General features: G+C 43.8%; 19 protein-coding genes and 2 pseudogenes. 7 read left to right on the top strand and 14 right to left on the bottom strand.

The features are described from left to right. Nucleotides 1–150 precede the first annotated feature (150 nt). The 5 genes and pseudogenes from AAFP11_RS20110 to AAFP11_RS20090 form a co-directional block, all read right to left on the bottom strand. Entirely contained in the window at nucleotides 151–870 is a 720-nt protein-coding gene (locus AAFP11_RS20110) for a Uma2 family endonuclease (RefSeq protein ID WP_341738657.1), read from the bottom strand. 71 nt (nucleotides 871–941) lie between these two features. Then, the gene (locus AAFP11_RS20105) at nucleotides 942–1,535 is read right to left on the bottom strand and encodes a Uma2 family endonuclease (RefSeq protein WP_341738656.1); all 594 of its coding nucleotides are present in this window, start codon (nucleotides 1,533–1,535) and stop codon (nucleotides 942–944) included. A gap of 14 nt (nucleotides 1,536–1,549) precedes the next feature. Continuing rightward, nucleotides 1,550–1,684: pseudogene (locus tag AAFP11_RS20100) on the bottom strand (Uma2 family endonuclease); the annotation flags it as partial. Between the two features lie 68 nt (nucleotides 1,685–1,752). Next, nucleotides 1,753–2,487, bottom strand: a complete 735-nt coding sequence (locus tag AAFP11_RS20095; protein ID WP_341738655.1) for a Uma2 family endonuclease — start codon at nucleotides 2,485–2,487, stop codon at nucleotides 1,753–1,755. A 54-nt stretch (nucleotides 2,488–2,541) separates the two neighbouring features. Further along, entirely contained in the window at nucleotides 2,542–4,044 is a 1,503-nt protein-coding gene (locus AAFP11_RS20090) for an MlaD family protein (RefSeq protein WP_341738654.1), read from the bottom strand. Between the two features lie 17 nt (nucleotides 4,045–4,061). Here AAFP11_RS20090 and AAFP11_RS20085 point away from each other — a divergent pair, with 17 nt between their 5' ends. Continuing rightward, nucleotides 4,062–4,184 carry a hypothetical protein gene (locus AAFP11_RS20085; protein WP_341738653.1) on the top strand — a complete coding sequence of 41 codons (123 nt, stop codon included), beginning with the start codon at nucleotides 4,062–4,064 and terminating at the stop codon, nucleotides 4,182–4,184. Nucleotides 4,185–4,323: 139 nt separating this feature from the next. On the opposite strand, the gene AAFP11_RS20080 is transcribed toward AAFP11_RS20085, so the two are convergent. Continuing rightward, the gene (locus AAFP11_RS20080; RefSeq protein ID WP_340517935.1) at nucleotides 4,324–4,698 is read right to left on the bottom strand and encodes a four helix bundle protein; all 375 of its coding nucleotides are present in this window, start codon (nucleotides 4,696–4,698) and stop codon (nucleotides 4,324–4,326) included. Between the two features lie 292 nt (nucleotides 4,699–4,990). Then, complete coding sequence (locus AAFP11_RS20075; protein WP_341738652.1) at nucleotides 4,991–5,773, bottom strand: ABC transporter ATP-binding protein; 783 nt, start codon at nucleotides 5,771–5,773, stop codon at nucleotides 4,991–4,993. Nucleotides 5,774–5,938: 165 nt separating this feature from the next. On the opposite strand from AAFP11_RS20075, the gene AAFP11_RS20070 reads away from it, so the two are divergent. Continuing rightward, entirely contained in the window at nucleotides 5,939–7,339 is a 1,401-nt protein-coding gene (locus tag AAFP11_RS20070; RefSeq protein WP_341730442.1) for a gluconeogenesis factor YvcK family protein, read from the top strand. 75 nt (nucleotides 7,340–7,414) lie between these two features. Then, nucleotides 7,415–7,894, top strand: a complete 480-nt coding sequence (gene tsaE / locus AAFP11_RS20065; protein ID WP_341738651.1) for a tRNA (adenosine(37)-N6)-threonylcarbamoyltransferase complex ATPase subunit type 1 TsaE — start codon at nucleotides 7,415–7,417, stop codon at nucleotides 7,892–7,894. A 65-nt stretch (nucleotides 7,895–7,959) separates the two neighbouring features. Here the strand turns inward: tsaE and AAFP11_RS20060 are convergent, their stop codons facing one another. Further along, a complete protein-coding gene (locus tag AAFP11_RS20060) occupies nucleotides 7,960–9,285 on the bottom strand; it encodes a dihydroorotase (protein ID WP_341738650.1) in 1,326 nt (441 codons plus the stop codon). A gap of 244 nt (nucleotides 9,286–9,529) precedes the next feature. Here AAFP11_RS20060 and lepB point away from each other — a divergent pair, with 244 nt between their 5' ends. Further along, nucleotides 9,530–10,138 carry a signal peptidase I gene (lepB, locus tag AAFP11_RS20055; RefSeq protein ID WP_341730439.1) on the top strand — a complete coding sequence of 203 codons (609 nt, stop codon included), beginning with the start codon at nucleotides 9,530–9,532 and terminating at the stop codon, nucleotides 10,136–10,138. A 193-nt stretch (nucleotides 10,139–10,331) separates the two neighbouring features. On the opposite strand, the pseudogene AAFP11_RS20050 reads toward lepB, so the two are convergent. Then, nucleotides 10,332–10,550 (bottom strand): annotated as a pseudogene (locus tag AAFP11_RS20050) (peptide ligase PGM1-related protein); the annotation flags it as partial. Nucleotides 10,551–10,554: 4 nt separating this feature from the next. Next, nucleotides 10,555–12,495, bottom strand: a complete 1,941-nt coding sequence (locus AAFP11_RS20045; RefSeq protein WP_341738649.1) for an ATP-binding protein — start codon at nucleotides 12,493–12,495, stop codon at nucleotides 10,555–10,557. Between the two features lie 113 nt (nucleotides 12,496–12,608). Here AAFP11_RS20045 and AAFP11_RS20040 point away from each other — a divergent pair, with 113 nt between their 5' ends. Together AAFP11_RS20040 and AAFP11_RS20035 are read left to right on the top strand one after the other, a co-directional pair. After that, a complete protein-coding gene (locus AAFP11_RS20040; protein ID WP_341738648.1) occupies nucleotides 12,609–13,301 on the top strand; it encodes a hypothetical protein in 693 nt (230 codons plus the stop codon). Nucleotides 13,302–13,491: 190 nt separating this feature from the next. Next, on the top strand, nucleotides 13,492–14,679 hold the full coding sequence (locus AAFP11_RS20035; RefSeq protein WP_341738647.1) for an NAD/NADP octopine/nopaline dehydrogenase family protein: 1,188 nt from the start codon (nucleotides 13,492–13,494) through the stop codon (nucleotides 14,677–14,679). Nucleotides 14,680–14,880: 201 nt separating this feature from the next. On the opposite strand, the gene AAFP11_RS20030 is transcribed toward AAFP11_RS20035, so the two are convergent. Beyond that, nucleotides 14,881–16,497 (bottom strand): glycosyltransferase family 39 protein, encoded by a 1,617-nt coding sequence (locus tag AAFP11_RS20030; protein WP_341738646.1) that lies wholly within the window; start codon nucleotides 16,495–16,497, stop codon nucleotides 14,881–14,883. 370 nt (nucleotides 16,498–16,867) lie between these two features. On the opposite strand from AAFP11_RS20030, the gene recA reads away from it, so the two are divergent. Continuing rightward, on the top strand, nucleotides 16,868–17,980 hold the full coding sequence (gene recA, locus AAFP11_RS20025) for a recombinase RecA (RefSeq protein WP_341738645.1): 1,113 nt from the start codon (nucleotides 16,868–16,870) through the stop codon (nucleotides 17,978–17,980). 176 nt (nucleotides 17,981–18,156) lie between these two features. Here recA and AAFP11_RS20020 read toward each other — a convergent pair whose 3' ends face one another. From AAFP11_RS20020 to AAFP11_RS20010, 3 genes are all read right to left on the bottom strand, one after another. Next, complete coding sequence (locus tag AAFP11_RS20020) at nucleotides 18,157–19,047, bottom strand: alpha/beta hydrolase (protein WP_341738644.1); 891 nt, start codon at nucleotides 19,045–19,047, stop codon at nucleotides 18,157–18,159. A gap of 145 nt (nucleotides 19,048–19,192) precedes the next feature. Next, entirely contained in the window at nucleotides 19,193–20,635 is a 1,443-nt protein-coding gene (gene dacB, locus AAFP11_RS20015) for a D-alanyl-D-alanine carboxypeptidase/D-alanyl-D-alanine-endopeptidase (RefSeq protein ID WP_341738643.1), read from the bottom strand. Next, nucleotides 20,632–20,955, bottom strand: coding sequence for a (2Fe-2S) ferredoxin domain-containing protein (locus tag AAFP11_RS20010; RefSeq protein WP_341738642.1), 324 nt, complete (start codon nucleotides 20,953–20,955; stop codon nucleotides 20,632–20,634). Before AAFP11_RS20010 ends, dacB begins: the two co-directional genes overlap by 4 nt. Nucleotides 20,956–21,087: the final 132 nt, after the last annotated feature.

Raw genomic sequence — 21,087 nt, 5'->3', positions numbered from 1 at the left:
GAGAACGTCAACGGTCGCTGGACTTCTATCTTATGGTTGAGCCTCATAACTTGTCGCCAGCGACCGTTGCCGTTTTTGAGTGAAGTGACGATCGCGATTTAATAGCTGTTTAGTCTAAACTCCAGTAAACCTGCAATCTATGGACTTCTCCTATGGCAATTTTCCAAACTGCTCTCGATAACGCGCTAGCAAAGATTCGAGTTCAGCAGCACGCTGACTTTCCGATTCTGCCCGTTGACGTTCTGCTTCTGCCCGTTGCCGTTCTGCTTCTGCCCGTTGACGTTCTACTTTTAAAGCTGAAACCAATTCATCAAGAATCAATAATTTTTCTCCATTATCCTCCCGATAAAATGCAATTAGTTTTCCTTCTATTTCTAACCGCAATTGCAATACTTCGCTGCGACTATCCGTAATCAGTTGATACCCCTCTACCCCCAGTCGATACCCACGCAATTTTTCAGGAATCCATTCACCTCTAGGGTCAAACAACCAGTATTCCTGAACTTCTATCCCCTCGTACAAGTCTTTTTTAGTGATTTTATCTTCTAATTGAGTACCTGGTGATGTCATTTCAAAAATCACCTTCGGCACTTGTCCTTCTTCCCAGATTTTGTAATTATCTCTGCCACCTGGTTCTACATCAAAAATCACCATCACATCAGGTGCTACGCGGACTTTTGGGAAGCCTTGAGCGTAGTATAAAAATTGGTTTGCTAAAACAGTAGCTCGACGGTCGGCTAAGTATTGTTTTAAAACTGCTAAAGTGGTTAAAATTGCATAAACATGGTCATAAGTTTCGGCCACTGGTTCTCCATCAGCGCTAGGGTATACGAGTTCAGATTTTTTGAGGGTGGGAACGACTGTTGTCATGGTCGCGCTTCCTATTAGTTGTCTACTCATTATAAACTTTTTTGCAGCAATTATGTAGGTTCTAGTATTATCTATTGTTGACTACAAATCCCGATCGCACTTTTGAATTCTTTGATGGCCTCAACATGATTCGCAATATTCATACACCTCACAAACAAAGCCATATCAAGTTCTGGTAGCAATTCCGAACTAGCAATCTTTTCGTATCCTTCCTCTCTGAGAGCATACAGAGACAATTGGCTTTTTTCCCAAAACCAAACTTCACGGATTTTCAGACGTTTGTAAGCCTCCAGTTTATCAATTCCGCCGCTAGTGACGACAACTTCGATCGCCAAATCTGGACGTTCTCTATCAGCACCCAATTCGTAAGATTTATCTGCTTCCCGTCTAACTAAACCTTCTTTGCTTTCCAAAGTCACTGAACCTGTTGGAGTGTAATCTATGTCTGCTTTCAGCAAATAGATTTCCAGCAAAGCACCAATTCGTTCCTTAGCAGTTTCGTGTTTTCTTCCAGGCATTTTCTCTATCTCCAGCACTCCATCTAAAAATGACAATCGAACACCTGGAATATCCAGCATCGATTCTAAAATCTTGAATTGTTCCCAGGTTAATCCTGGAAATAGCAAGGCCTGATCTAACTTTTGTTCTAATGTTATTGTATTCATGGCGAACTCGCTCCTTATTCATTCACAATTCCTGCTTCAAACACCTGTTGAGCAGTCAAGTTCAACTCTGGAAAAGCACCCGATTCAATTATATCGTCTCCCCGGAACTGCATCAACTCATACTCCCCGTCAACCAATTGATACACTGCATCATATTGGTCACAGTAAGTTACATATCTCACTAACAAAGCAATGTCTAACTAGCGAAGGCACTGCTTCAAATTCCATCGGGATCAATGCCCTGACTTCTCAAGTATGCTGCAAGTCGATCGCCCCGCAAACGTTCCTGTTCCACCCGTTCCGCACCCCACAGCAACAAATTGCCATTCTCATCCCACCAGCGCAGCCAATAACCGCTTCTCTGGGATTTTTCGCCTTCCCAAACCCCCAGAAATAATCCCATTGATTCTATCCAGAATCTCTGATTAGCATCGGGTTCTTGCTGCTCGTACTCTCCAGAGAGCGAGAGTCGGTACACTTCCAATACTCCCGATTTAGGCTCAAAAATTACATAAACTGGTACTTGCAAAATTTGCTCGTAAAACCGCCACTTCCCATAAGGATATGTCGGCTTCATGGAATATTCAACCTCGTTAGTATCCGATAAAAATTCCATAACTACCGCCGGGAATTCCCCCTCCGCATTCGGAGTATAACTGCGGCGAATTTCTCCTGCGGCTGCGGGCAATACAGAGGGAATATATACCCAATCCGGTGCTTTTACTACTGTTTTGTCATTGACTTTGGCACAGAGTCCAAAGTTAGAAGCTATCAGCATTTCTGCTATGATAAATCCTGCTAGTTCCAAGGCTTCTCTGAGGGCGGCGGCTAAAAGTGGTTGGTCGATGTTTTCCACTGGATCGTCGGGTAATTTAAAGTCATCTGGTAACTTTTCCCAACTTACAGCATATTTGGTCTTGATTGCGATCGGGTTTGATAATGTTTGTGTCATAGGTTTAGTTTGCTTGAAAAAATGTTTATTTTCTATTTTCAATGATACAATAATTCAAGGATTATTTTCAGAGCCAACTGATTCCATTTTTTTTGCAGTTTCCGATGGTACAACCGGGGATTTTGGTTTATTTTGTAAAATCAGAACGCTCGGTTTAGCAGGTGGAACTACCGTCGTTGCACTAGGATTAAAATTGGTATTCAATTGACTAGAAAGTGGAGCCAAGGTTTGAGCTACTTTCACTTGCTGTTGCAATTGTTCCGTGGAACTGAACAAGCCTCCTAGTCCGTTTAATAACTTGCGAATATTGTTGCGAAAAGCTGGATCTCCTGTAACTTCGTCTACATCGGCAGTGATTTTATGGACATTCTGAAGTGTCGCGCGGGCTGCATCTAAAGTTTGCTGTAATAACTGGAATGTGGCTGGATTATTCAGATTGCCGGATAAATCTCGCAAGTTAGCAGCAGCTTGTGCCGCATTTGCTGATAAAACTTCCAGGTTGTTCAGTAATTGTCCTTGGTTAATTCGATTGATAGTCGGACTCAAACTGCTGACGGTGACACGGATTTCTTGACTGGCTTGATTGAGATTATTCAGAGTTGCAACTAAACTCGATCGGTTGCTGATAACTAGGGAATTGAGTTCGTTAGCTGTTAAAGTAATTTGATTAGCAGCTTTAGTGACTGAGTTAGCTGAATCGATCGCAGCGGCAGATACTGCTTTTGTGGAACTGTCCGCCGTCTTTGCTACTTTAGATACATCGGAGGCTACTCCTGATAGTTCTCCTTTTAGTGATTGATTTAAACTGCTCGCTTCTCCCTTCAGTGATTGATTTAAGCTGCCAACTTCTCCTTTTATTGACTGATTAAAAGTTCCCAATTCTCCTTTGACAGATTGAGTTAAGTTGTTAACATCTCCTTTGACAGACTGACTTAAACTTTTAATCTCTCCTTTAGCAGAGATTGTCAAGCTTGATAATTCTTGAGTTAATTTGGCCGCACCTTTGGCTGTATTAGATGTATTTTCAGTGAGGGCTTTGATATTATTAAATAGAGCGGGGTCTGTGTATAAATTGGCTAGGCGGACGGTGGAGCGAATTAGTTCATCGAGGCTGACTCCAGCTTGACCTTTTAAGCGCGAATTTTTGCAGATAATTCCAGCGGGACATTCGGCACTCAAAGGATTGGCGGTAATTAACGATTCGGGTAAAAGTGAATTGGGTGTAATGTCGATCGATGCTTCCCCAATTAAACCAGATTTATTTGCTTCGATCGCCACATCGCGGGGAATGACTAAATTACCTGGGGAAATTTCCAGGATCGCGTCTACTCCGTTGGGGCCAGCTTTCAGGGTACTAATTTTACCGACACTAACCCCGCGATACCTGACTGGTGTGCCGATTTGCATTCCTTGGGCGCTGGCAAATTCTACGACAAATTTATAGCTGCGGTTCCCTAGTTGTACCCCTCGCAGCCAGAGGACTAAGCCTCCAAATAAGCCGATTCCTACTAAAATTAAAAACCCGACAGAACCTTCTCTAACAGTTCGCGATCGCATATTTTCTCCTTTGGCAGTTGGCAGTTGATGGTTGGCAGTTGGCAGTTGATGGTTGGCAGTTGATGGTTGATAGTTGGCAGTTGATGGTTGATGGTTGGCAGTTGGCAGTTGATGGTTGGCAGTTGGCAGTTGGCAGTTGATGGTTGATAGTTGGCAGTTGATGGTTGATAGTTGGCAGTTGATGGTTGATAGTTGATGGTTGGCAGTTGGCAGTTGGCAGTTGGCAGTTGATGGTTGGCAGTTGATAGTTGGCAGTTGATGGTTGATAGTTGATGGTTTTTAATCTTTTTTGGATGTGTTGCCTATGGATTTTAGATAGGCGTTTAGCCTGGGCGACAGTTCGTCAATAATTGGCTTGAGTGTTTCTACTTGCGTAGTTGTTAGTAGTTCCCTAGTATAAGCCCGTCTCAACCAGTGCTTCGTTTCATATAAAGAACCTCTGGCAATCTTGATAAATCTCCGATGATCCTGATAGCTACCTCGACCATCTCCTTCCGCAATATTAGCACCAATACTATCAGCAGATCGAATAATTTGCTTGCCGACCGTATCTTTGGCTAGTGCGTCCCATTTTATAACAATATTCCAAATTTCATCAGCTAATTTTTCGGCTAATTTATAAACATCTAACTTCTGAAAGTTTGTTTGTGACATATGATGCTATCTCCCAACAATACTAACAATTAACCACTGTCTACTAACCACTGTCTACTAACCACTGTCTACTAACCACTGTCTACTAACCACTATCAACTGCCAACTGCCAACTGCCAACTGCCAACTAACCACTGACAACTGCCAACTGCCAACAGTCTCCTATCAACTGCCAACTAACCACTATCAACTGCCAACTGCCAACTATCAACTGCCAACTAACCACTGACAACTGCCAACTATCAACTGCCAACTAACCACTGACAACTGCCAACTGCCAACTGCCAACTGACTATCCAATGACTTGAATTGGCCCAGTAACGCTGCCACTAAAAAATTGTTGAATTAATAAATTATCTGTCGTCGCAATGTCGCTGACTTGGCCCTCCCACTGCACCTTGCCTCGATACAGGAACACGATGCGATCGGCTGTGCGACGGATGGTACTGTCTTGGTGAGTGACGATCGCATAAGTGCTGCACACACCCTGAGCCCTCTGCAAATCGCGGATTAAATCTTCAATTACCGTCGAAGCAATGGGATCTAACCCCGCCGTCGGTTCGTCGTACAACAAAACCTCTGGATTATCCCTAGCATTATCAGGATTAGCCATAATGGCACGGGCAAAACTGACCCGCTTTCGCATTCCCCCAGACAACTGGGCTGGATAGCGATCGCCAATTTTGGGCAAACCCACCATCTCCAATTTTTCCTCCACCAATTCCCGAATCCGGCGACGCGACAGCTTAGAATGCTGGTACAGTAAAAAACCAACATTCTCTTCCACCGTCAGCGAATCAAACAAAGCCGCTTGCTGAAACACCATCCCAATCCCGATCGGATCGGTCACGTCGTCCACCCATCCTATCCTGCGCTGTCCCTGAACAAAAACCTCACCGGCATCTGGAACCAGCAAACCCGCAATTATCCGCAAAATCGTAGATTTCCCAGTCCCAGAAGGACCAATAATTGCCAGGGCCTCTCCCCGATAAATCTTCAGATCGACTCCATCAAGGATTGGAGTCTGATTGAAGGACTTACTTATCCCCTTGAGTTCGATTAACGGCTCATCCATAAGATGCGATTAAGATGTTATCATTCCCCAGTCATCAGTCTAGCTATTGACTCTCTCAGTCTTGACTAATGATTAATAACTTAAATTGACTGTCAGAATCAAAACTCTCTTGTATTCTAAATTTGTCAGGTTTAGTTGTTCCCATACCCTTAAGACTAATTAACCATGTCAATTAGTTCATTTCCCAAAGCCCTCCGTGTTTGGGCTAAAACCAGACAGGTTGTGACCAAATCCAGAAATCCTTACCCTTCCTCTTTACGAAACGGGCGAGTTCACCAGTGGTTTAAGTGGTTATCCCCCGGACTGTTGGTGAAACGCTGGCTGCTGATCAGTGCTAGCGGTGTGGTACTTGCCAGTTTGGGTTTAGCAATTTGGACTGGGATGACTCCCATTTTCTTTTTGTTGCAATTATTGAGAAATTTTTTGGCGTGGATTGCGGAAGTCGTTCCCAATTACATATCGGGTCCCCTAGTCATCGCCACCGGGATTTTGTTGATTCTGTGGGGACAAACCCGCAGTTTGAACTCAATTACTCAAGTGCTGATGCCCGAAGGAAACGAGGAATTGGTCGATCGACTCCTCAACCACCGCAGGTTGCACCGCGGACCGAAAATAGTCGCCCTCGGTGGCGGTACAGGTCTGTCCAATTTGCTGAGAGGATTGAAGGACTATAGTGCCAAAATCACTGCTATTGTCACCGTGGCCGATGACGGCGGTTCTTCGGGACGCCTGCGGCGAGAAATTGGGGTGCTACCACCGGGTGATATTCGCAATTGTTTGGCTGCTTTGGCTGATGAGGAAAAGTTATTGACTGAGTTGTTTCAATATCGTTTTCGGGCCGGTGACGGTTTGGTTGGTCACAGTTTTGGGAATTTGTTTTTGACGGCGATGAGTGATATTGCTGGAGACTTGGAACAGGCGATCGCCGCTAGTTCTAAAGTTTTAGCCGTGAGGGGGGAAGTGCTGCCGGCTACTCTGAGCGATGTTTCTTTGTGGGCAGAACTGGCGGACGGCCGGAGAATCGAGGGGGAGTCCAGCATTACCAAAGCTAACGGGCAAATCCTCAAAATAGGCTGCACTCCTGCTAATCCTCCGGCTTTGCCGAGGGCTGTGGAAGGGCTTCAGGAAGCTGATTTTATGATTATTGGGCCAGGGAGTCTATATACGAGTGTAATTCCGAATTTATTGGTGCCAGAAATTGCTGAGGCGATCGCCAATAGTCAAGTTCCGCGCATTTATGTCTGCAATATTATGACTCAGCCGGGGGAAACTGATGGATATACGGTAGCGGATCATATTCGGGCGATCGACCGTGCTTGCGGCCGGCCACTATTTGATGCTGTAGTAGTTCAAGGAAAAGTCCCTTCTGCAAAGGCTTTGATCCGTTATTCTCAGGAGAATTCCTATCCTGTGGTACTCGATCGAGAAGCAGTAACGCAATTGGGGAGGCGAATTGTGATTGCCAATGTCATGGATGAAGATGAAAATACCGGTTTAATTCGTCACAATTCTCAGAGATTAGCTGGGATGTTGCTGCGTTGGTACAGTCGCGCCCAAAATATTTAAGTTATTGACGGTTGACTAATGTTATTGGTTATTAAAACAAACAACAAATAACAAACAACAAATAACAAATGACTAATGACTAAAATCATACTTTCTCTTCCCGATGCTGAAGCTACGCGCCAGTTGGGTGTAACATTAGGGCGATCGCTCCCCGCCGGCACTGTCATCTTATTAGAAGGAGATTTGGGCGCTGGCAAAACTACTTTAGTTCAAGGCATCGCTGAAGGTTTAGAAATTCAAGATTCCATTGAAAGTCCTACTTTTACCCTCATTAACGAGTATTTAACAGGGAGAATTCCTCTTTATCATTTAGACTTGTATCGTTTAGAAACAGACGAAGTGGAGGCTTTGCACTTAGAAAGTTATTGGGACGGATTAGAAATGGATTTGGGAATTGTAGCGATTGAATGGGCGGAAAAATTGCCCTACAAACCAGATAATTATTTGCAAATTCGTTTAAATTATTGCGATAGTGGGCGACAAATTGAATTGATTGGTAATTGGCAATTACAGGATTTGCCCTTATACAATCCTGATTCATTCCATCACCCGTAGGGGCGAAGCATTCGGGCACCATACTTTGCGTATCTTTCATCGATTGTGTCCCGAATGCTTCTCCCCTACATATCTGCGTCAAATGTCAAGGCTTTTCCCCTCACATTTGTATCCAATTTCCCATTCTCAAAAACCACTTTTCCTCCCACAACAGTCACCACAGGCCAGCCAGTCAAATTCCAACCTTCAAAGGAACTCCAACCGCACTTACTCGCCATTTCTTTTCCCACAACTGGGCGATACTTCTCCAAATCTACTAAGACCAAATCCGCATCAAAACCAGGGGCTATTTTACCCTTATTCGGAATCTTATAAGCCTTAGCAACTGCCGTTGACATCCAATTAGCAACTTGAGCAACTGTACACCTTCCCTTCATAGCTTCTGTCAGCATCAAAGGCAAAGAAGTTTCAACACCGGGCATTCCTGACGGTGTATTTGGATAAGTTTGAGCTTTTTCGGCTAAGGTGTGTGGCGCGTGATCCGTGGCGATAAAATCAATTACGCCGTCGAGTAAAGCTTGCCACAGTATTTCGTTATCGCGGGGCGATCGCAAAGGCGGATTCATTTGAGCTAAACTACCAATGGTTTCATAGGCGCTGCTATTTAACAACAAATGCTGTGGTGTCACTTCTGCTGTCACCCAACTCGGTTTTTCTTGGCGCAAAAACTCCGCTTCTTCTCCGGTAGATAGATGCAGAATATGCAGACGGCGCTGATATTTTTTAGAAAGTTTCACAGCTAGCTCAGTAGCCAACAAAGCAGCTTGATTGTCTTGAATTTGTGAATGAATAGCCACATCAGAAATCCCAGCAAATTCCTGACGACGCTGATTAATTCTAGCTTGGTCTTCGGCGTGTACCGCAATTAGCCGATCGCCCTTAGCAAAAATCGCCTCTAAAACTGCTGCGTCATCCATCAATAAGTCGCCGTGCATCGAACCCATGAAAACTTTAATTCCCGATGTCGGATTGGCGCTCAATAAATCTGGTAAGATTTCAGAGGTTGCTCCAATAAAAAAGCCATAATTCACCAAACACTTCTCGGCCGCGCGGCGCAATTTATCATCTAAAGCAGCTTGAGTGGTGGTCAGAGGTCGCGTATTCGGCATTTCCAAAAACGAGGTGACACCGCCTTTAGCGCAAGCACAGCTAGCCGTAAACAAATCTTCCTTGTGTTCCAAACCCGGTTCGCGGAAGTGTACCTGGGGGTCAATTACTCCCGGTAACAAAGTTAAACCGCTCGCGTCTATTTCTCGATCGCCCGATGCGACAATTTCAGCAGCAACTCCGACTATTTTGCCATCGCAGATTTGCACGTCCCCTAGCAAAAACTCACCATTCGGCAAAAGAATACGAGCGTGGCGGATCAATAAACTTGATGTGGGAGCCATAAGATACAATTAATTGAGTAAACAGCTTGCTAGCTAGGAAACATTTTATACTTAAAATAGTTGACTGAATACTAAGAAATATAAATTTCCTTAAAAATTATTAGTTGTTTAGTAGGGAGTTGAGTTCTTTGATTCTAATTGTTGATATTAGTAAATTTATACTGTAAAATTATTGAATAATCCCTGTCTATTGACGGACAGGGAGTGTCAAAATTGGTATCCAGTTCAGTCACTACAATACTCTATGACTCGTTTAGACAAGTCAGGCGACGAAAAACCACCCCAGGACACCGAAAACCCTTGGATAGAAGGAATTAAGACCATCGGTTTAGCAGCAGTCTTAGCCTTTGGCATCCGCACTCTGGTTGCCGAAGCTCGTTACATTCCCACAGGTTCGATGCTCCCCACTTTGCAAATTAACGATCGCTTAATTATCGATAAGGTGAGCTATCGATTTCAAGATCCTCACCGAGGAGATATTATCGTATTTACACCTCCAGACTCGGCTAGCTTGTGTACGGGACAACCACCGCCAATCAAAGATGCCTATATTAAGCGAGTAATTGGACTTCCAGGAGACAGCGTCGAAGTCAGAGAGGGAAAAGTTTATATCAACAAGCAGCCCCTACAGGAAAAATATATTGAAGAAATTCCCCATTATCCCTATGGGCCCGCAGTAGTACCTCAAAACTCTTACTTGGTGCTGGGGGACAACCGCAACCAAAGCTGCGACAGTCACTATTGGGGCTATGTACCCAAGCCCAATATTATTGGTAGGGCAATTGTGCGTTTTTGGCCTCTCAATCGTACAGGTTCCATCGACTCTTCGCCCCTTTATCCCCCTACAAATTAGCTACCATTCAAATTCTCGGCGGTTGGAAACCGCGTCTATACAAACGATGTCCGCCTCCGCGGACTAAGAAATATGGAATTTCAGAGCACTGTGCGATCGATTCTTCAACCCGCTCTCGTCGGGTTTCATTTGTGTAGACGCGGTTTCAACCGCCGGGGTTTGTGGGTTGATGGGTGATATCATTCCAGCAGATTTAGCATGACGTTTCTCGATCGAGAACTTTCACAACTTTATTATAAATTTCCTCTGCCTCTTGGGAAGAATTGCCAATACTTGTCAATCCCAATTTACCATATTCCGACAAACAACCCATTAAATGAAACACCGTACCAGTTTCAGTACCGCTGTCAAAGTGTAGTTGATTATCCGCAATAATATCCATCAAATCATTCGGCAACAATCCCCGATAGCGCTGCTTATTCCAGGGAATAAAGCAATGAGTTCATTTCTTCTGCTTCCCGCCTCATCTCAAGGCTATTAAAACCCTCAAAGGCTTTGGTAGCCCACTTGCGGGCTTCTATATAATTTCCCCGTATTTGCTCTAAATGAGCAAAGGAGCTTTGATATACATAAACTTCTCGTTTGTCTTTGTTACGTTCTAATACAATTAAACCTCTCTTTAAAATATTTTCAGATTCGTTCAAGTTACCTTCCTTCATTTCAATTATAGCTACTTTACCCTGGATATGATAAACGGCTCGCTGCCAATCAATATCTTCAGCTTTTTTCAATATTGTTTTATAAATTAATTTAGCGGTATTATACTTTCCTGTTTCATACTCAAACCTAGCCCTATAGTATTCATTGGCAATTCGGTGGCGAGTGTAATAACGTCCTTCTAACGGACTATTATTCAACAAGTTTTCTTCTACATTCAACCAATGTAGAGCTTGTTCGTATTGCTTTTTTTCTAGATAAAAGTGAGCTAAATGATTAGCCAAGTCAGCCTGACAATCAAAAATCGCATACTCATGCAAACTCCAAGCTCGTAATAAAAATTTTTCGGCAGTTTCTAGCTGCCCGATCAAACTAAGTGTCCAACCTTTTTCTGACATAGCAAATACAGCAATTGACCAATCCCCGCGTCGCTCGGATGCCTCAATTAGCCATTGCATCCAAAACAGACGATCTTCCCAATATCCATAGATATGGGAATAATTTTTTAAACTCTTCCATAAATCTTTAACATCTTGATAACGTTCCAGAACAGCACACCATTCAAGCACCTCTAAAAGGTTAACACCTTCTGCTTCTAAGCGATCGAACTGGATATGCCATTCGTTCCATTCTTGTTGTCCGTAGCGCTGGGCAAAATCTAAATACCACCTTACCCAACGCTCTCTTGCTTCTTGCTCAAAATCTGAATAAGCAGCAAGTTCTGCTAAAGCGTATTCGCGGGTGAGAGATAACATCTCATATCGTCCTTCTTGCTGGCGTACTAGAGATAGTTGCTGAAGTCTGGCAAAGCCTTTATTTGCATTAATCGGATCGGTTTTGAGTCCAGCCACTTCAGTCACAACATCCCAGACAGGAGCTGCGTGAAAAATAGCCAAGGACACCAACAATTTGTGAGCCGGTTGTCCCCTAAGCGGTTGCACCGAATTCTGAAAGCAAAAATGTGCTACATCTTCAGGAAGAGGACTTGATTTATCTAATAGCGTTTCTAGAGAATAACCGCTAGCTAGCTGACCGATTGCATAAATCAAAGCAATTGGAACACCTCCAAAACGCTCGTAAAGCCCTCTTGACTGTTGGTCATTCAGTATCACCCCTTTTTCTGTAGCTTGTTGCAAAATCAGGTGCAGACTGTCTTCTTCTGGCAAGCAGTCCAAACGAATAGGAGCATGAATCACAACCTGTTCGCGGGTAGTGATGACTGCTTTCGTAGTTGGTGGCAAATCAGATAGAAAAGCTAAAACCTCTTTTTTCTCTGCAATAGTCTCTAAATTATCGACAATCAGTAAGGTTTTCTGCTTGCTCAGACTTTCATAAACACGGTTTAGTTGGTCTTCTGGTGTCGATTGAGTAATGCTTTGATCCTTCAAAGTAGATGCAATCACTCTAAAAATATCTCGTAACGTACTTTCTCTTTGAAGTCGTGGCACAATGCCATGAGGTAAAAGATAATTTTCTTTGGCACTAACGAATATAATCGCATCAAATATTGGTGCATCGGTGGCGATACCATGTTTGGCTTCCCAAGACTGATAAGCCACCTCTACTACCAGTGCAGTTTTACCGACACCACCTATGCCATCGACCGTAATAATGGGCGCACGATAATTGAGAGAGATAAATTTTAGCAAGTCTTTAAGGTCTTTTTGGCGACCAATAAATTCGTTGCAATCACCACACATATAGAAGTTGTGCGTCAGTCCTGATTAACTAAGTATTTAGGGGAAAATTCTTCTGGATATTACCCCTAAAAATCACCCTGTAGGTTAATGATGATTTCTTAGAGAGATTAACAATGAGCAACATAACCTCTGAAACAAGTAACCAATCTATTTTGACAATTACTGACTTGGCTCAACAGAAAAATCTTACCAGCAGTAATTTTTTTGATGCAGTTCGCTTTATAAAGCAACAGAAACCAGGAATTATTTTAGGACTGGAGCCGAAGCGAGGAATTAGAAAGATGACAGGGGTTGTCAAGCGTACCGCTCGATTTGAATTAATTGGCGATCGCCAACCCAAAGATGCCAACTTCATGGTAAACGTACCGACAGGAGGAATTGTCGCTATTGAAATAGAACCTTCGGCTGGACCAAACACTCCCATTGGTGCCATTGTTGAACAGAGCCTATACCAACAAGGAGTTGCTGGTATAGTAATTGGTGGCAGGCTGCGAGATGTAGAGAGTATTCCAGAAGAGCGTTCCATTTGGACATTAGGAACCACATGCTGTGGAGCCTACGGAGAGCTTTGGGAAGAAGAAGTTGACTGCTCAATCTCCATCTTGGGAACACGAGTCACTTTAGGAAGTTTGATAGTGGCAGATGAGAGTGGCATAGTTGTCAGTCCTCCCTTAACGCCGATAGAACTGGAGATTGTTGGTAAATTTGTGGATGCTGATAATTATGCCAAATTCCTGGTGCAAGACAAGGGAATGAACTCGAATGATGCAAAAGACAAGGCTTCCGAACTTTTTGGTCTTGTCTGATATAGCAGTCCTAAATCATTATCAAGACAACGAACGTAAATGTGCTTTACCCAAAATTCATCAGTACATTTGTACATAGACAATCATTTAGGATTGCTATATATACCCATCCTGGAGATAAAATCCTCAAAAATTGAGGTTGCTGGCAAGTAAAAGATTCGTAAATTTCGGCTATTAACTGGAGGTTTAGATGAAGTTCCTATCTAATGATGTCATGGTGATGGGTGGAGGACACGTAGGTTTTGCTGTTGCTGCTTTCTTAAGTTCCCAAGGTGTCAATGTACATATGTTTTCTCGCCGTTTTTTGCCAATCAGCAAAACATTGACTATTAAAGCTATAGGTCAAGTTTTATGTGGCAATTATCAAATAGCCAGCTTTTCAGCTCAAATGCAAGCCATATCCGCACAGTTAGGGCGGCTACCTTCCACAGTAATCATTTGCTGTCGCGGTAATGATTTAGTGGAGTACGCTCGCATCATATCCCGACACGTTTATTCAGAAATGAACATTGTATTGTTCTGTGGGAGTCGGTTGGATGATTGGGTATTCCGCCAACAGTTGCTTTCAAGTGGCGTTTTAGAATCCAAGATGCCAGCCGTTGCGAGTGCTACAAGCAGCCCTTTTTGCTGCTGCCTACAATCAGACACCACAGTTGAGATTAAGGCAAAAAAAGGTCAAGTCTGTATCAGCGCCCAAACACCAACGATGACAGAACGGATCTTCAATACTTTGCAGGCTTGGTTCAGTAATTTAAAGATTGCAGGCTCATCTTTGGAGGTTGCTTTGGAGAAACGAAATGATATTACTCATATCCCTCTGATGTTAACTTCAGCACGAACTTTGGAAAAGGGAGAGTCACATTTGTTTTATCACGAGGTAGGACCTCGTAGTGTTAATTTGATTGTGGCTCTAGACAATGAGCGTCTCAAAATCGGACAAGCTTACGGTCTAAAACTGGATGATTGGATGAGTTGGCATCAAGCTGAATATCATACGTCTGGTTTATCAATCTACGAAAACCTTCAGCAGACGAGCGCGTATCAACACTCGTTTATGGATACTATTGATGATCGCTACCTAACAGAGGATGTCCCTTACGGTGCTGTTCCCCTTCAAAGCTTAGCGCGTATCGCAGGAGTACAAACTCCTGTATTAGATGGATGCATAGCACTTGTCAGTCAACTGATTGATATGCCAGTCCCGGCTTGGACTGCTGAATTATTGGGTATCGCTCGACTGACTCCGACTCAGATATTGGAATTATTGAGTAGTTCTTGGGTTAAGCAACCCTTGTATCTGCCACCACCTTCACTTTTGTCTCCTTTAGCTCAATCTACTTTACAGTCTGATAAAGAGATTGAGAATGTCAAAATTTGAAAATGAGGATTTCGCAAGATAATTAACGAAAATAAATCCTGTTCCTCGTCGTAGTCGGTATCGGGAATATTGAGTCGTAGTGAGCTTCGGGGAAATTGACAAAAATTCCTAGATAGTTATTTAAGGTCAGCCCAAATACTTGAATTTAGTCAAATATTTGGGCTGACTTACCCTACCAATAACAAATCAAAACTATGTTGTTTAGTCAGCTCGCCGCACTCGAAAAAGTCTAGCGTTCGCTAATACAGGCTCTAACCGCAGTTGATTTCGTTTAAATGCCGATCGCAATTTTTCCGAAGGCCGAAACACCAGGGGAGCCGAATATTTGTTCAGCATCTCCAGGTCTGGTGACTGACTCATTAACATCAGCCGCACGTCTTTGTCAAGCAAATAGCTCAGAGAAAGCAAATCGCCCATATTCGTAAAATCGTTGCCGCGATCGCTAATTACAATTGTATCTTTGATTGACCGATTAGCGATCGCCTCTTGATTAATCTTCTGGGCGACTTCAGCATTAAAATAGCTCACGTCTTTGCTCCACCAAGTATCAGCAAAAGCGCTAACAACGCAAGATACTATACTTGCTGTAAATACCCCAGCCAAAATGAATTCCCAGAACCGCTGCCGATTTTTGACACTATTTGCGAGGAAATAAGCCACCACTAGCTGCACTCCCGGAAAGCAGGAAATCAGATAACGACTCACAGCAGAGCGTTTACCGCCGATGATTAGATCCGGCAATGCTAGCATCAAAAAAGGCACAAAAATTGATAGTAAAATAAATAACCTATGGCTACTGGTAGTGCGGTGAAATATTTGGTAAATACCTGCTACAATTATAATCAAAAATGGCAATCGAGCCAGAAAAGTCCAAATACTATAAAAACCGAAATCTAAATCAAAAAAGAGCGCCGTAAAACTCAAAATCCACAATTTGACCAAATAAAGTAATCCGGGAGCAACTCGCGTCCAATCTGTAGTATCTGAAGCTCTTTGCAGATTAGTACCTAGGACGTAAATCCAAGGAGCATAAATAATCAAGCTGCCTATTACTGACAAGAAAAAATGTGAATTAATTACATGACCTCGCAATTTGGTCTTGGCAAAAAACAGGCAGTAACACATCACAAATATGCCCTGTGCAATTAGTGTTAAGATGAAAAAAGGATGGGTGTATAAACCAAGAGCGATCGACAATCCATACAACACCCAATTTTTCCAACGCTGCAACCGCAAGGCTCTCAGCACCAGCAAACTACTGCCAATAACTGTTACTGTCAGTAAACTATACTGCCTTGCGGTCTGAGCAAATAAGATATCAAAGGGAGATAAGGCTAACAGTGCTGTCGCTAATAACGACGTTAAACGTGAGGCAAAAAGTTCTTGAGCTAAAGCGTACATTAAAGGCAGGGACAGCAAACTTAATAGTGCTGGTAAAGTACGGGATGCTGTCAGAGAACTGCCAAATTCCTGCATCCAAAGGCGAGCCATCAGAAAGTATAAAGGCGGATGCTGTGGGTCTTCTAGTGCTAAAGAATGGATTGTGTCTGCTGCTGTACTTCCTGGTTTAATGCGCTGATATTTTTGTAATTCCGGCGCGGGAACAATCCGGTTTTGGAATAGTTCGTCGTCGATTTCTTGTCTAGTGAAACCAGCAGCCCGCAGCGAGGTGTATGCTTCGTCGTGCCAGTAAAGTTTGCGATCGAGCTCAAAGCCTCGAAATCCGATGCCTAGTAAAATAGCGATCGCCAATAAGCCCAGCAGCCACCGGGAATTAGTGCGATCGACAGATTTGTCTTGACGTATTGTAGATTCCATGCTTGCCTTAATTGTTGCGATTACTCGGTATCAGGCAGAGCCTGGGAACCAGTTAAACCAGTTAAAATTACTCGTTACCAGGCTCTGCCTGGTAACGCAGATCTAGAGGCTCTGCCTCCAATTTTAATGCAAGCCGTTCGAGGCAGAGCCTCTGGACATGGTTTCCCAGGCAGAGCCTGGGAACCAGTAGAAAATCCAAAATCCAAAATCCAAAATCTAAAATCAGATGAGCCAGCAGACTGAGCTTCAGCAAAATCAAGAATCGTGAATCAAATCCTCCGAGAACCCCCCCACCCCCAAAATAACTGCTAACATACGTGTTGTACAGTTAATCAACAAGCTCCGCAAGGGCCCTACCTGTGTACCGCAAATGGCAAAAAAAGATACGTCTACAAAAATTACTGAAAGCCCCGAAAAGCAAAAAGCCCTGACTGCGGTACTTTCCCAGATCGAGCGTAGCTTTGGCAAAGGGGCGATCGTCCGATTGGGAGACGCCACTCGCATGAGGGTAGAAACCATTCCCAGCGGAGCCCTGACACTTGACATCGCCTTGGGTGGCGGTTTGCCAAAAGGCCGAGTCATTGAAATCTATGGCCCAGAAAGTTCCGGTAAAACCACTCTAGCGCTACACGCGATCGCCGAAGTCCAAAAATCCGGGGGTATCGCCGCCTTCGTCGATGCCGAACACGCCCTAGATCCCACCTACGCCTCAGCCTTGGGTGTCGATATTGAAAATCTCCTAGTTTCCCAACCCGATACCGGAGAGATGGGGCTAGAAATAGTCGATCAACTCGTCCGTTCCGTCGCCGTCGATATCGTCGTAATTGACTCCGTAGCAGCCCTCGTCCCCCGCGCCGAAATTGAAGGCGACATGGGCGACTCCCACATGGGTTTGCAAGCCCGGTTGATGAGCCAAGCTTTGCGGAAAATCACCGGCAACATCGGCAAATCTGGCTGTACCGTGATTTTCCTCAACCAATTGCGGCAAAAAATCGGCGTAACTTACGGCAATCCCGAAACTACAACCGGCGGTAATGCTCTCAAATTTTATGCCAGCGTGCGGCTCGATATTCGCCGGATTCAAACCTTGAAAAAAGGCACAGAGGAATACGGAAACCGCACGAAAGTTAAAGTTGCTAAAAATAAAGTTGCTCCGCCTTTCCGCATTGCCGAATTTGACATTGTATTTGGCAAAGGCATTTCTACTTTAGGCTGTCTGACTGACTTGGCAGACGAAATGGGAGTAATTACGAAAAAAGGTTCTTGGTATAGCTATAACGGCGATAACATTGCTCAAGGACGAGACAAAGTAATCCAACACATGGAGAAAAATGTCGATTTCAAAAATGAAATTGAGAAATTAGTCAGAGAAAAACTTGCTACTGGTGCTGTGGTTTCTGCTAATTCTGTCGCTCCTGTGGACGATGAGGATCTAGAAGATCTAGAAGATATGGAAGATGTTGAAGATTTGGAAGAAATCTAAATCTTTTAACTGTGAGTACAGCAGCTCCCGCGATACCTGGAGTACCAGGTATCGCGGTGAGTAGTTCACTATTCTGCTGTTAGAGCCCTGATTTGTTAAACAAGTCGGGGCTCTTGTTTTGCTGTGCCTCCAGGACTCTTTTCAACTGATTGATTGCAGGGGCTAATTATTTGCCGTCAAAAAACCAAAGAAGAAGAATTTCTCAGAAAACTGAGCAATTCTCGATTCACCGTTTGCGGAACTTCTTGCTGAATCCAGTGGCCACAATTCGGAACTAACTTTAGCTTAAACGGAGCAGAAATTAATCGGTCTAAACCTTCCACCAGTTTGTGGCTCAAAAACGCATCCTCTTCTCCCCAAAGCACCAAAGTAGGAACCTTCACCGTTTCCCATGGATGCCCCAAATTCCACAGCCTCTGCGGATGAAACATCTGCCGGTAATAATTCACCGCAGCCCCCAATACTCCAGGCTTTTCCAAAGCTGTCTGATAAATCTTAGTTTCTTCAGCGCTAAAAGAGCCTTTACGAATAGCTTGTCCTTGAAACACATTTTGCACAAAATCTTTCAAGTTTTGCTGAATTAACCATTCGGGAATACCAGGAACCTGAAAAGCAAAAACATACCAACTGCGACGGAGTTGATCTAAGTTACTCGCCATTTCTTGCACGAAGCGTTGCGGGTGAGGAGCGTTTAAAATTGCCAAACGGTTGAGCTTTTCGGGGAATTTTTGAGCTAAATGCCACGCGATAACCCCTCCCCAATCATGACCGACAATGTGAGCTTTTGTATAGCCGAGGCGATCGATCAAACCGCGAATATCTGCACTCAGCGTATCCAAATCATAGCCACTTGCTGGCTTGTCCGAATCGTTGTAGCCGCGCAAATCCGGGACTACCACCTTGAAATGACGCGCCAAGGCAGGAATTTGGTGACGCCAAGAATACCAAAACTCTGGAAACCCGTGTAAGAGCAAGACAAGTTCGCCTTCACCTTGGGAAACGCAGTGCAAGCGGATTTTGTTGGTTTCGACAAAGATATGCTGTTGTTCGGAATCTAAAAATTTCATATTGTGAAAATTATACTTACCTTTTGGTTATACAAGCACCCCAAACGGGCTGCCTACTCCAGCAACCTACTGGTTTTAATTTTTCTGCTTTCATTGTAGCCGATCGCAGTTAATCTGTAAAAATTTCATACTATAGTTGGCTTTTTTAACAGCGGCTGAGGCGATTTAATAACAGCACAATTTCATCGATCGCCGATCGCACTTTGGCAGTAGACAGATCCGATTGATTCACCATAATGCTAAACACCAGCGGCTCGTAATTCGGAACTTCCACATATCCCGACAGCGCTGCAACGGAGTTCAAAGTTCCAGTTTTTGCTTGCAAAATGACTCGATTTGGTGTAGTAAAACGATTTTTCAAAGTTCCGCTCTCCCCAGCCACAGGTAAAGACGCACGGTAAACAGATCCCGAAGGTGAATTCGCCATTAATCTCAAAGTTTGCACCAAGGCTTCTGGACTAATTAAATTGTGGCGAGACAATCCAGAACCATCAACTAATACATAGCTATCGGGATTTACACCTAATTGAGTTAAAGTTGTTTTTAACTCTTTCAAACCAACTTCCATTGTATCCTCTTGTGGCCCAGGCATCTTACCTGTAGATTTCCCCAACAATCTCAATAAAACCTCTGCATAAACATTGTTACTTTCCCGATTAGTTTCTTTCACCAATTCTGCCATTGGTGGCGATTCAATCGTTGCTAATTTTTGATTTAAATAGCGAGAATTAGATGCCACTAAAGCCTGTTTAACCGCAATTCCTTCCGCCTCCAGAGATTGCTGAAACTGTTGCAAAAAATGATGAGCAGGATTCACCACTGCCACGTAAGCCGACTCAGATTCTGCACCAAATCTCAACTGTCCGCGAACTTGCAGCAGAGGTTGCCCGAAATCTCTGCCAACCTCAATAAATTCTGATTCATTTTGTCCGACTGTCACAGACTTATTTTCAATTTGCCATTGATTTGTCAGCTTTGGTTGAGCAAAAGTAACTTTCAGTGGTTGCCCGATCGCCTGGGGTGATAAAATTAGCTCGATCGCATTTTGATTGAAAATCAAACTATTGATGGGCGCGCCGTAGCCAGCTTGGGTATCTTCCCATTCCCAATTCGGATTGACAGCATTACCTTGAAAATAGCTGTCATCGCCAATCAACTCGTTAACTCGACTAATTCCCCGCTGTTTTAACTGCTGAGCCAAGGATTTTAACTGAGCCTCAGCAATACTCGGATCGCCCCTACCGACAATGTGTAAATTACCATTTTCGCCACTATAAACCGATGTCTTAATCCGAAAATCAGCGCCGAGTTTCTGTAAAGCAGCCGCTGTTGTTAAAAGCTTGACATTTGAGGCGGGAATAAAGTATTTTTGGGAGTCGCGACTGTAGAGAGTCGTAGGAGAAGATAGGGGTTGAATCAAAATGCCCCAGCGCGATCGGCTAAATTCAGCACGATTGGCGATCGCATCTATCTTCATAGCTAAGTCTACCACACAAATATCCCCTGAAACTGCTGGAATTTGCGCGAAAACCGCCGATGAATGACTCAGCAGCATTAACAAACTAATCGCAATTCCTGGGATTTTCATGAATAGTAGAGATGAATTCTCGGATTGAATAGCGCCTTGACAGGCTTTCCCCCCAGGAGGTGCTGTTCCACAATTAGGGGCACATCGCTCGGTTTAACTCGACAATACCAGATTTCGTCTGGTGTTACTCGCACAGTCGGGCCTGTATTGCACTGTCCCAGACAGCCGCTAGCCTCCACTTTCACTCCCGAAATTGGATGGGCTTCAAAGGCAGCTAAGACTGCTGCTGAACCATTTCTGAGACAAGATTGGTGCTGACAAACTAAGATACAGCGCACTTCTGGCTGGGATTCTGGTTTTTTCGCTTCTGATTCTAGCATCTGTCAGGATTTGTGCGGTTTTTAATATATCTTAACAATTTTGAGAGCGATCGACCGATTTTAGATTTTAGATTTTAGATTGGAGATTAGCTATATGATCGATCGAGAGAAACAATTAAAAAAAACGCCTAT

It is taken from the genome of Microcoleus sp. CAWBG640 (genome assembly GCF_020883015.1).
In the GTDB taxonomy this organism is placed as follows: Bacteria; Cyanobacteriota; Cyanobacteriia; order Cyanobacteriales; family Microcoleaceae; genus Microcoleus; species Microcoleus anatoxicus.
The sequence above is the reverse complement of the archived record's forward strand: the minus strand, read 5'-3'. Positions and strand labels throughout refer to the sequence as shown.

Bases quoted from the DNA above. Each gene is read 5' to 3' on its own strand.
- AAFP11_RS20110 (WP_341738657.1), bottom strand. From the start codon at position 870: ATGACAACAGTCGTTCCCACCCTCAAAAAATCTGAACTCGTATACCCT.
- AAFP11_RS20105 (WP_341738656.1), bottom strand. From the start codon at position 1,535: ATGAATACAATAACATTAGAACAAAAGTTAGATCAGGCCTTGCTATTT.
- AAFP11_RS20095 (WP_341738655.1), bottom strand. From the start codon at position 2,487: ATGACACAAACATTATCAAACCCGATCGCAATCAAGACCAAATATGCT.
- AAFP11_RS20090 (WP_341738654.1), bottom strand. From the start codon at position 4,044: ATGCGATCGCGAACTGTTAGAGAAGGTTCTGTCGGGTTTTTAATTTTA.
- AAFP11_RS20080 (WP_340517935.1), bottom strand. From the start codon at position 4,698: ATGTCACAAACAAACTTTCAGAAGTTAGATGTTTATAAATTAGCCGAA.
- AAFP11_RS20075 (WP_341738652.1), bottom strand. From the start codon at position 5,773: ATGGATGAGCCGTTAATCGAACTCAAGGGGATAAGTAAGTCCTTCAAT.
- AAFP11_RS20070 (WP_341730442.1), top strand. From the start codon at position 5,939: ATGTCAATTAGTTCATTTCCCAAAGCCCTCCGTGTTTGGGCTAAAACC.
- tsaE (WP_341738651.1), top strand. From the start codon at position 7,415: ATGACTAAAATCATACTTTCTCTTCCCGATGCTGAAGCTACGCGCCAG.
- AAFP11_RS20060 (WP_341738650.1), bottom strand. From the start codon at position 9,285: ATGGCTCCCACATCAAGTTTATTGATCCGCCACGCTCGTATTCTTTTG.
- lepB (WP_341730439.1), top strand. From the start codon at position 9,530: ATGACTCGTTTAGACAAGTCAGGCGACGAAAAACCACCCCAGGACACC.
- AAFP11_RS20045 (WP_341738649.1), bottom strand. From the start codon at position 12,495: ATGTGTGGTGATTGCAACGAATTTATTGGTCGCCAAAAAGACCTTAAA.
- AAFP11_RS20040 (WP_341738648.1), top strand. From the start codon at position 12,609: ATGAGCAACATAACCTCTGAAACAAGTAACCAATCTATTTTGACAATT.
- AAFP11_RS20035 (WP_341738647.1), top strand. From the start codon at position 13,492: ATGAAGTTCCTATCTAATGATGTCATGGTGATGGGTGGAGGACACGTA.
- AAFP11_RS20030 (WP_341738646.1), bottom strand. From the start codon at position 16,497: ATGGAATCTACAATACGTCAAGACAAATCTGTCGATCGCACTAATTCC.
- recA (WP_341738645.1), top strand. From the start codon at position 16,868: ATGGCAAAAAAAGATACGTCTACAAAAATTACTGAAAGCCCCGAAAAG.
- AAFP11_RS20020 (WP_341738644.1), bottom strand. From the start codon at position 19,047: ATGAAATTTTTAGATTCCGAACAACAGCATATCTTTGTCGAAACCAAC.
- dacB (WP_341738643.1), bottom strand. From the start codon at position 20,635: ATGAAAATCCCAGGAATTGCGATTAGTTTGTTAATGCTGCTGAGTCAT.
- AAFP11_RS20010 (WP_341738642.1), bottom strand. From the start codon at position 20,955: ATGCTAGAATCAGAAGCGAAAAAACCAGAATCCCAGCCAGAAGTGCGC.